Origin of the sequence: Plasticicumulans sp., assembly GCF_035331805.1 — a bacterium.
Classification (GTDB): Bacteria; Pseudomonadota; Gammaproteobacteria; order Competibacterales; family Competibacteraceae; genus Plasticicumulans.
This window is the reverse complement of the sequence record NZ_DAOLKE010000017.1, coordinates 15,405-24,355: the sequence shown is the minus strand read 5'-3', so window position 1 is coordinate 24,355 and position 8,951 is coordinate 15,405. Positions and strand designations below refer to the sequence as shown.

8 protein-coding genes and 1 pseudogene are annotated in these 8,951 nt (G+C 69.8%); 5 read left to right on the top strand and 4 right to left on the bottom strand.

Annotated elements, in window-relative coordinates; genetic code table 11:
• Positions 1-195: 195 nt before the first annotated feature.
• From PKE44_RS02780 to rarD, 3 genes and pseudogenes are all read left to right on the top strand, one after another.
• A pseudogene (locus PKE44_RS02780) lies at positions 196-492 on the top strand (hypothetical protein); the annotation flags it as partial.
• A 355-nt stretch (positions 493-847) separates the two neighbouring features.
• The gene (locus PKE44_RS02775; RefSeq protein ID WP_324548142.1) at positions 848-1,381 is read left to right on the top strand and encodes a hypothetical protein; all 534 of its coding nucleotides are present in this window, start codon (positions 848-850) and stop codon (positions 1,379-1,381) included.
• Positions 1,382-1,652: 271 nt separating this feature from the next.
• Positions 1,653-2,576, top strand: a complete 924-nt coding sequence (rarD, locus tag PKE44_RS02770) for an EamA family transporter RarD (protein WP_324548141.1) — start codon at positions 1,653-1,655, stop codon at positions 2,574-2,576.
• Positions 2,577-2,610: 34 nt separating this feature from the next.
• Here the strand turns inward: rarD and PKE44_RS02765 are convergent, their stop codons facing one another.
• Entirely contained in the window at positions 2,611-3,336 is a 726-nt protein-coding gene (locus tag PKE44_RS02765) for a hypothetical protein (RefSeq protein WP_324548140.1), read from the bottom strand.
• Positions 3,337-3,677: 341 nt separating this feature from the next.
• Between PKE44_RS02765 and PKE44_RS02760 the strand changes: the two genes are divergently transcribed.
• The gene (locus PKE44_RS02760; RefSeq protein ID WP_324548139.1) at positions 3,678-4,346 is read left to right on the top strand and encodes a helix-turn-helix domain-containing protein; all 669 of its coding nucleotides are present in this window, start codon (positions 3,678-3,680) and stop codon (positions 4,344-4,346) included.
• Here PKE44_RS02760 and PKE44_RS02755 read toward each other — a convergent pair.
• The 3 genes from PKE44_RS02755 to serA all read right to left on the bottom strand — a co-directional run bounded on the left by PKE44_RS02755 (position 4,298) and on the right by serA (position 7,143).
• Positions 4,298-4,828, bottom strand: a complete 531-nt coding sequence (locus tag PKE44_RS02755) for a DUF2058 family protein (protein ID WP_324548137.1) — start codon at positions 4,826-4,828, stop codon at positions 4,298-4,300. The genes PKE44_RS02760 and PKE44_RS02755 overlap by 49 nt on opposite strands.
• A gap of 57 nt (positions 4,829-4,885) precedes the next feature.
• On the bottom strand, positions 4,886-5,704 hold the full coding sequence (locus tag PKE44_RS02750) for an alpha/beta hydrolase (protein WP_324548136.1): 819 nt from the start codon (positions 5,702-5,704) through the stop codon (positions 4,886-4,888).
• Between the two features lie 203 nt (positions 5,705-5,907).
• Positions 5,908-7,143 (bottom strand): phosphoglycerate dehydrogenase, encoded by a 1,236-nt coding sequence (gene serA / locus PKE44_RS02745; RefSeq protein ID WP_324548135.1) that lies wholly within the window; start codon positions 7,141-7,143, stop codon positions 5,908-5,910.
• A 144-nt stretch (positions 7,144-7,287) separates the two neighbouring features.
• Here serA and PKE44_RS02740 point away from each other — a divergent pair, with 144 nt between their 5' ends.
• Positions 7,288-8,682, top strand: coding sequence for an FAD-binding oxidoreductase (locus PKE44_RS02740; protein ID WP_324548134.1), 1,395 nt, complete (start codon positions 7,288-7,290; stop codon positions 8,680-8,682).
• The last annotated feature ends 269 nt before the right edge of the window (positions 8,683-8,951 follow it).

Genomic DNA, 8,951 nt, shown 5'->3' with positions numbered 1-8,951 from the left:
ACGCCGGTCTACATGATCAGCGAGAAGGCGAGCGACGTGATCCTGGAGGACGCAGCGGCAGACTGAAGCGCTGCGGCAATTCCGGTCCGGCAGTCCCGGGCGGACGCCGGATCAGGCCACCGAATGAATTCGCATGCCCGCGTGTCTTCAATGACTCCGGGCACGCCGAGGCGTCATCGAACCTCCGGAGGCAGCATGGTCAGCAAGGGTTTACTCGTGCGACTGGAAGCGAGACACGGCAGACAGGCCGAGGTGGAAGACTTTTTGTGCTCGGCGCTGCCGGCCGTACGTCAGGAAGCGGGCACGATCGCGTGGTTCGCCCTGCGCTTCGGGCGCGGGGAGTACGGCATCCTTGATGTCTTCGCCGATGACGCCGGACGGGAGGCGCACCTCGCGGGCGTCGTGGCCCAAGCCCTGATGGCGCAGGCCGAAGTCCTGCTGTCGGAGCCGCCGCGCATCCAGCGCCTGGACGTGCTCGCCGACAAGCTGCCCACGCTCCAGTCGGCCGAGCCCGACACCAAGGCCCTGCTGCTGAGCTTCCTGCCGAAGTCGGGCCATGCAGCGCAGGTCGAGCAGTTCCTGCGCGACGCGCAACCGATGGTGCAGGAAGAACCCGGCACGACGGCGTGGTTCGCTCTGCATTTCGACGATGGCCATTACGGCATTTTTGACACGTTCCCGGACAACGGTGCCCGCCTGCATCATCTGACCGGCCGCGTCCCGCGCGAACTCGCGAAGCACGCGCTGTCGCTGCTCGGCAGCCTCCCAGACCCCGAACTGCCCGGCGTGCTCGCGGAAAAACTCGGCGAATGAGCCGGCTCAACGCCGATCAAGCGGGAATACGACCATGACTGAAACCGAATTCCTGAACCTCGTTCACCAGGGCGCCGGCCGCGGCAGTTTCGAGGAAGGCTGGGAGAGCGGCGGTGCCTGGGAAATCCACGCGCAGGTCGTCATCGCCGCGTTCCTGCGCAGCGGCTACGGCATCACCGATGCCCGCGAACTGGCGTATCCGGGCTCGCAGGAGCACTGCGATTTCGGCTTCACGCACAAGGGCCGCAAGTACGCGGTCGAGTTGAAGGTCGAGAACAAGAAGGACGGCAAGTTCGGCGGCATGTCGCTCGATCAGGCGATGCTGACCGACGTGAACAAGCTGCACGCGTTCAACGCCGACGAACTCTGGTTCCTCGTCATCGCCCGTTCGGACAATGCCAAGCAGCGGCTGCTCGAACTCGCCATGCGTGGGGATTCGTGGATCGTCGATCAGGAGGCCGGCTTTCTCGCGGCGCTCTGCAACATCCGGACGCAGCCGCACGGACTGCCGTGGCAGCGCTATGAGAAACAGGCGCTGAAGCTGGAGCAGTCGCCGTTTTACCAGTGAGGGGCACCAGTCGCCGGCATGGTGCATGCCGGCGACCGCAATCCGCACCGGATGAATCGCCGGATCGTCTCCATATTCCACGCACGATTCCCCCGCGACTCCCGCACATGCCGTCCTGAGTTCGCCGCCGTGACGCCTCCTGCCGCAGCGATCCTCCCCGGCCCGCAAACCCGCCGATACGTCGCTGCACGCCCCTCATGCCGGAGCGTGGCTTGCCGGCCGCGGCCGGCCCGCCCATGCTGCGCGCCCTTCCGCACCGAGCCCCGCCGCCATGTCCGCGTCGTCCGAAACCGTCGCCAGCCCCGCGCCGGGGCTGCATCCCGAGTTTGCCACCGGCGCGCTGTACGCCGTGCTCGCCTACCTGACCTGGGGGCTGATGCCGGCCTACTGGAAGCTGGTGCCGGAGCTGTCGGCGCCGGAGCTGATCGCGCACCGCGTCGTCTGGTCGGTGTTCGTGACCGGGGCGCTGGTGCTGGCCTTCCGGCGCGGGCGGGAGCTGCGCGCGACGCTCACCGACACGCGCCGGCTCGGCGTGCTGCTCATCACCGCGCTGCTGGTCAGCGTCAACTGGCTGGTGTTCGTGTGGGCGGTGCTGAACGGGCACGTGCTCGAATCGAGCCTCGGCTACTTCATCAATCCGCTGTTCAACGTGCTGCTCGGCGTGCTGCTGCTGAAGGAGCGGCTGCGGCCGCTGCAGGGGCTCGCGGTGGCGCTCGCCGCGGCCGGGGTGCTGAACCAGGGCTGGCAGCTGCAGGCACTGCCGTGGATCTCGCTGGCGCTGGCGGCGAGCTTCGGTGCCTACGGGCTGATCCGCAAGCTGGCGCCGATCGAGCCGCTGGTGGGCTTGACGGTCGAAACCCTGCTGCTCGCGCCGCTCGCCCTCGCCGGCCTGCTGTGGCTCGATGCGCAGGGCCTCGGCCACTTCGGCCACGGCACGCCGGCACGCGACCTGATCATCATCGGTGCCGGGCTGATCACGGCGCTGCCGCTGCTGTGGTTCGCGAACGCCGCGAAGCGCCTGCGGTTTTCGACGCTCGGCTTCTTCCAGTATCTGGCGCCGAGCGTGCAGCTGATGCTCGCCGTGCTCGCCTACGGCGAGGCCTTCACGGCCGTGCATGCCGTGACCTTCGGCTGCATCTGGGCCGCGCTGGCGCTGTACACCTGGGACGGCCGCCGGGCGCTGCGCATCGCCTGAACCGGCCGACGCGCAGCGCCTTGCTGCGTCGGGCTCAGCGCTGCGGGTTCGGCGATTCGCGCTCTTCGGCCGTGTACGGTTCGGCGACGCGCACGCGGAAGAACACCGGCTCCTCCTCGCCCTCGCCGATGGTCACGAGCCCGACCTTGGTGACGGTCTCGCCCGGCCCGAGATCCGGGACTTCCTCGACGTGCTCGCCGGTGCCGCCGATGCGCGCCGAGCCGATGTGCACGCCGTGGCGGTCGAACAGGTAGATGTTCACGCGCGGCAGCACCATCTGCAGCGTGTCGTTGCTGAGCGTCAGGTGGTACTCGTAGCCGGCGCGCTTGCCGCGCTTGACCAGCGTGAACATGACGTTGCGCAGGTAGTAGTCGTCGATCGGCACGACCTGATCGAGCACGAGCTGGCGCAGGCCCGGCAGGCGCTTGGCGATCAGTTCGGTGACATCGGCGCGCAGGCGTTCGAGTTCGGGCCGCACCTGCGTGAGCTCGGCATCGCGCAGCTCGTTCTGGTGGCGCAGCTCGTCGTTTTCCTCGGACAGCGACAGCATGCGCAGCGACAGCACGAGGCTGATGAACACCGTCAGCATCAGGCTCGCGACCAGCGCCGCGAACAGGGCGCGGCTGCGCAGGCTCCAGCGGTGGTTGCGCTTGCGGGTGCGCACGCGGCTGCGCACCGAGCGCACCCGGGTTTCGTCGCGTGCCGTGCGATCGTCATCGAACTCCAGTTCGACTTCGTTGGCCGTGATGACCGGATTCACGTTGTCTTTCTCCCCCGTATCCCGCCCGCGGTCCGTGGCCGACGGTTCATGTTCATCATCGTCATCGCGCAGCGATCGCTGTCGCCGGATGTCGTCGTCGATTCGTTGCAACCAGTGCATCGGTCCTCCCCCCGTCACGGGTCCGTCCCTGGCCCGCAAACCGCTCTGCGGCAGTACCCCGGCATGATGGACGCAACGCTGAGGAATCGATGATGAACATCGTTTCACGTGGATACGGCACGCCGCGGCGGCGCGCATGATCCATGCCGACCCGAGCGCTCTGCAAGTACACCCCGGAGAGCCCCCCGGCGCCGCTGCCCGAAGCCGAACCGGAACCGACCATGGCCCGATCCGCCCCCGCCGCCTGTGGTGCCCGAACCGTCGATGCGATCCTGGACGCCACGCTCGCGCTGCTCGATCGCGACGGCGAGCGGCGCACGACCACGAACCGCATCGCCGCCGCGGCCGGCATCAGTCCGGGCAATCTGTACTACCACTTCCGCCACCGCGAGGCGATCGTGCTGGCGCTGTTCGACCGGCTGGTGCAGGCGCTCGCGGCGCGGCGCGCCGGAATCGACCGTCACCCGGCCGCCGCAGCGTTCGCGGCAGACTTCGGGGCACTGGTGCAGACGGTGCAGGCGCGCCCCGGCCTGTTCCGGGCGCTGCCGGAATTGCTCGGGCAGGATGCGGAACTCACCGGACGCTCGCACGACTGGGCCGCGGCGGAACAGGGGCGGCTGATCCGGCATTTCGCGGCCCTGGCAGCGGCCGGCCTCGGCACGCCGCCGCCGGCGCTGCAGGCGCCGCTGGCAGCGGCCGTGTGGCATCTGCTGCTGGCCCGCGCCTGGCGGGGAGCCGAGGCGAGTGAACCGCTGCCGTCCGCGATCCTGCTGGCACCGCTCGCCGCCTGGCTGGATGCGCCGACGCTGGCGCGTCTGGGCGCGGGGATCGGGGATGCTGCTTACCAGTCGCCCCAGTCGTCCTCTTCGAGCCCGTCGGATTCCTCGTAGAGCAGCGCCAGGCGCTCGGGCACGATCTCCTGCACCTTCAGCGCCTCGGCGCGCGGCACCAGCGCGAAGTCGAAGTTCTTCGCGTCCATGCGCACGATGCCGATCTGCCCGAGCGCGATCTGGCGGCGCTGCGCGGCGGTGACGCGCACGCTGCGCACGAAGCGCCCGTCCGGGAAGTTGTAGCGATCCTCGGCCCTGGCGTCATTGAGGCGGTGCGCCTCGACCAGTTGCCTGACGCGCGCGAGGTTGGCCTGACGCTGTTTTTCGGCCTCGCGCTTCGCGTTCAGCTCGCGGTCGCGCTGGCGCTTGGCCTCGGCTTCGGCCTGACGCTGGCGCTCGGCTTCGAGCTTCTGCGCATCGCGCTGGCTCGGCGACTGCTGCTTCTGCTGCTGGTGCTTCTGCTGCTTGCGGTCCTTCTCGGCCTTCTGCACGGCATCGGCACTGACCAGGCCGGCCTTCAGCAACTGATCTCGCAAGGACATGGTCACGACTCCCGGTACGGATGCGGGTACTGACGGATCGGGTACGGATCCGGATGCTCAATGCCCCTGGCGGGCCAGCCACCCGGCGACGCGGCGGGCGACACGGTCCCAGCCGGGTTCGAACATCATCACATGGGCGACGCGCGGCACGATCTCGCACTCGGCGCCGAGCCGGCGCGCGGTTTCGAGCACTTCCGAGGGCGGCACCAGCGCATCGTGCTCGGCGCCGAGCACCAGCAGCGGCGTGCGCCGCACCAGCGTCACCGCCGGCAGGTCGGCCCAGGTCAGGTCGGCGAGCACGCGCGAGGATTCCTCCTGCGCGCGGTTCATCAGCCGGTCGACGACGGCATCGGGTGCATCGGGCGAGAACAGCGCGCGCCGGGCGAGCGAGCGGCTGCCGTACTGCGGACCGGCGTGCGTGATGACGCCCATCTCCATCCACAGCATCGGATCGCGCCACATCAGTTGCAGGCTCGACCACATCAGCCCCGAGGGCGGCACCGAGCACATCAGCACCGCCGCCGGCGCCGGCGTGCGCTCCAGATACTTCTGCACGACCATGCCGCCCATCGAATGACCGATCAGGATCGTGCGCTCGCCGAGGCCGACGGCGACCTCGGCGACATCGGTCACGTAGTCGGCGAGCCGGTTCCAGTGCAGGCGATCGCGCCCGGCGCTGCCGGCATGGCCGCGCAGCGACAGGGCATAGGACGGGTAGCCGAGACCGGCGAAGAAATCGAGGAAGTGTTCCTCCCAGCACCAGGCACCGGCGAAGGCACCGTGCACGAACAGCAGGGGGGGCTTGTCGCCGGCCTGCGCGGGCAGGCGGCTGATGACTTCCAGTTCGAGAGGCGCGGCGGCGCTGCCTAGAAACACGGTGCGTAACCTCGGGCGCGGATGGGGGAATCGGTCGGACAGACGCGCAGACAGCAAGGCAGCGCGCGGGCATGCGCAGGCGCAGGCCGCGTCCGGACAATCGGTAACGCAGACGGCGGGCGGCTGCACGTCAACATCGGTCAGGACACCGGGATTTGCGCGGGCGGCGACGGGGGCGGCGTCGGGACGGAGCCGGCGGGGCTTCAGTACAGGATGCGCGTGCGCAGCGTGCCGTCGATCGCGCGCAGCTCCTTCAGCGCCAGCTTGCCGGCGTGCTCGTCGTCGTCGATGTCGATGACCACGTAGCCGATGCCGCCGCGGGTCTGCAGGTACTGGCCGGCGATGTTGATGCGCTGGCGTGACAGCGCATCGTTGATCGCCGACAGCAGGCCGGGGCGGTTCTCGTGGATGTGCAGCAGCCGGCGCTTGCCGGGGTGTGCGGGCAGGCTGACCTCGGGGAAGTTCACGGCCGACAGCGTCGAGCCGTTGTCGCTGTAGCGCACCAGCTTGCCGGCGACCTCGAAGCCGATGTTCTCCTGCGCCTCCTCGGTGCTGCCGCCGATGTGCGGGGTCAGCAGCACCTGATCGAAGGCGCGCAGCGGCGACACGAACTCGTCGTCGTTGCCCTGCGGCTCGGCCGGGAACACGTCGATCGCCGCCCCGGCGACATGGCCGCTCGCGAGCGCCGCCGCCAGCGCGTCGATGTCGACGACGGTGCCGCGCGAGGCATTGATCAGCTGCGCGCCGGCCGGCAGCCGCGCCAGTTCGGCCGCCCCGATCATGTTGCGGGTCTGCGGCGTCTCGGGCACGTGCAGCGTCAGCACGTCGGAGCGCGCGAGCAGCTCGGCAAGCGAATGCACCGGCTGCGCGCCGCCGAGCGCGAGCTTGGCCTCGATGTCGTAGTAGTGCACCTGCATGCCGAAGGCCTCGGCGAGGATGCCGACCTGCGTGCCGATGTGGCCGTAGCCGACGATGCCGAGGCGCTTGCCGCGCACCTCGCGACTGCCGGCGGCCGACTTCGACCAGCCGCCGCGGTGGCAGAGCGCGTTCTTGGCCGGGATGCCGCGCATCAGCAGCACGATCTCGGCCATCACCAGCTCGGCGACGCTGCGCGTGTTCGAGAACGGCGCGTTGAACACCGGCACGCCGGCGCTCGCAGCGGCCTCGAGGGCGACCTGGTTGGTGCCGATGCAGAAACAGCCGACGGCGATGAGTTTCTTCGCCTCGGCGAGCACGGCCGGGGTCAGCTGCGTGCGCGAACGGATGCCGACGATGTAGGCCTCGCGCAGGCGCTCGATCAGCTCGGGTTCGGGCAGCGCCTTGCGGTGCTGTTCGAGGTTGGTGTAACCGGCGGCGCGGAAGGTCTCGACCGCACTCGGCGCGATGCCTTCGAGCAGCAGAATCCTGATTTCGCGTCGGTCGAGGGAAACCTTGCCCATGGTCGGATGCTCCTCGGATTGCCGGCAGACGCGGCCGGGCCGGCGATGATGTCGCAAAATGCCGGTGGCCGGAAGGCCGGGCAGCGGCCCGGCCCTCGCCTACGCTGCACCAGCGCAGCCTCTGTAACCCTGCCGGAGACCGCCATGTCCGATGCCGCCATCCTCGCCCGCCTCGGCGCGCTGCTGCCACCCGCGCGCCTGCGCACCGATGCCGACACCCTCGCCAGCCACGGCCGCGACTGGACCCGCCTGTACCAGCCCGACCCGCTCGCGGTCGCCTTCCCGGAATCGGTCGCCGAAGTGCAGGCCCTCGTCGCGATCGCCAACGACACCGCCTGCCCGCTCGTGCCTTCGGGGGGGCGCACCGGCCTCTCCGGCGGCGCGGTGGCGAAGTCGCGCGAGCTGGTGCTGTCCTTCGAGCGCATGAACCGCATCCTCGGCTTCGATGCGGTCGATCGCAGCGTCACCGCCGAGCCCGGCGTCATCCTCGAAACCCTGCAGGACTACGCCCGCGAGCGTGGCCTGCAGTATCCGGTCGACTTCGCGGCGCGCGGCTCGGCGCAGCTCGGCGGCACGATCGCGACCAACGCCGGCGGCATCAAGGTGATCCGCTGGGGCATGACCCGTGACTGGGTCAGCGGCCTGAAGGTCGTCACCGGCCGCGGCGAGCTGCTCGATCTGAACCGCGGCCTGGTCAAGAACAACACCGGCTACGACCTGCGCCAGCTGTTCATCGGCTCCGAAGGCACGCTCGGGCTGATCGTCGAGGCCACGGTGCGCCTCGCCGAAGCGCCGCAGGCACCGGCGGTCATGGTGCTCGGCCTGCCCGACCTCGAAGCGATCATGAGCGCCTTCGAGCGCCTGCGCGCCGCGCTGCGACTGACGGCCTTCGAATGCTTCTCGGCGCAGGCGCTTTCCTACGTCACCGCCCACGGCCAGCCGCGGCCGTTCGAGACCGAAACGCCGTGGTACGTGCTCGCCGAGTACGACGCCGCCGAAGAGCGCGACACCGAAGCCGCGATGGCGGCCTTCGAGACGCTCGCCGAGGACGGCATCGTGCTCGATGGCGTGCTGTCGCAGAGCGACAGCCAGTGGCGGGCGCTGTGGCGCCTGCGCGAGGACATCACCGAGTCGATCGCGCACCGCCTGCCGTACAAGAACGACGTCTCGGTGCGCGTCGCGCGCGTGCCGGAATTCCTGCGCGCGATGGATGAACTCTTCGCGCGCGAGTATCCGGACTTCGAAGTGATCTGGTTCGGCCACGTCGGCGACGGCAACCTGCACATCTCGGTGCTGCAGCCGCCGGAAATGGCACGCGCCGACTTCGTCGCCGCCTGCGAGCAGGTCAGCGAGCACCTGTTCGCGACGCTCGCCGCGCTCGGCGGCAGCATCTCGGCCGAGCACGGCGTCGGGCTGGTCAAGAAGCCCTACCTGTCCTACAGCCGCGATCCGGCCGAGATCAGCTATCTGCGGGCGATCCGCGCGGCCTTCGATCCGAACGGCATCCTGAACCCGGGCAAGCTGTTCGATCCGGCCTGACATGCCCCGGGCCGGTCGCGTTTGCGCCATGCGGGAAGCGCCGGTATCCTCGGCGCCTCGCCCGCGCAGCCGACCCCCCCCGCGTCCGTACGGATACCCCGCCCGAGCCGTCCCGCTTGCTGCCCCCCTGCCCGCTGCGGCTGCCCCGCACATGCTGGCCGACCGTTCCCGGCCGCCGGCGTGACCGCCGATGATGACGCCCGACGCGCTGCCACGCTCGCCGCTCTGTCGCTATCTCGCCCGCGCGCTGCTGCTGCTGCTGGTGCCGC